The organism is Robertmurraya korlensis, from assembly GCF_023715225.1.
Lineage (GTDB): Bacteria > Bacillota > Bacilli > Bacillales > Cytobacillaceae > Robertmurraya_A.
Map to the genome: position 1 here is coordinate 1 of NZ_JAMBNS010000034.1, position 961 is coordinate 961.

Annotated in this window: 1 protein-coding gene; it reads left to right on the forward strand. The window is 47.2% G+C overall.

Annotation, left to right across the window (positions count from 1 at the left end; translation table 11 throughout):
- Nucleotides 1–961 (forward strand): FAD-dependent oxidoreductase (locus M3175_RS25715; protein WP_251524447.1); only part of this gene is annotated, 961 nt, incomplete at both ends.

Genomic DNA, 961 nt, shown 5'->3' on the forward strand with positions numbered 1-961 from the left:
GGCGGTACTTGCGTCAATGTGGGCTGTGTGCCCAAAAAAGTGATGTGGTATGGCGCCAATATGGCAGCGGCGATCCATCATTATGCGCCTGACTATGGCTTTGATTTGGATGTTAAACAATTTGACTTTGCCAAATTGGTACAAAGTCGCCAAGCTTATATCACCCGCATTCATCAGTCGTACAACAATGGCCTCAAAAATAACCAAGTCGATGTGATTCATGGTTTTGCCAAATTTGCCGACCAACATACGGTTGAGGTGTATAAAAATGACGGCACAATAGAGACCATTACCGCTGACCATATTTTGCTAGCGATGGGGGGGCGACCTGTTCGCCCAGCGATTGAAGGGGCAGAGTTGGGTATTGACTCGGATGGTTTTTTTGACTTGACCGAGTTGCCACCGCGGGTAGCGATTGTGGGGTCAGGCTATATCGGTGTCGAGATTGCAGGCGTGATGAATGCATTGGGCTCAAAGACGCATCTGATTGTGCGTAGCAAGCGGGTGCTTAAAAACTTCGATGCCGACATTGTCACCACGCTCACCCATATCATGCACGATGATGGTATTGAATTTCATTATGGATTGCTGCCACAACAAGTAAGCAAAAATCAGGATGGCTCATTGAGCATTGAATTGTCAAACAATGAGACCTTGACGGTGGATTGTTTGATTTGGGCAACGGGTCGCGCACCTGCAACCGATACCATCAATCTTGATAAAGCGGGCGTTGAAGTCAATGAGCAAGGCTTTGTTAAAGTCGATGCCTATCAAAATACCAATGTCGAAGGTATCTATGCCGTCGGCGACATCATCGAACATGGTATTCAATTGACCCCAGTGGCGGTGGCAGCAGGTCGCAGACTATCTGAGCGCTTGTTTAACAACAAACCCAATGAGCATTTGGACTATAACCTAGTGCCGAGCGTGATTTTTAGCCATCCACCGATTGGTACTATAG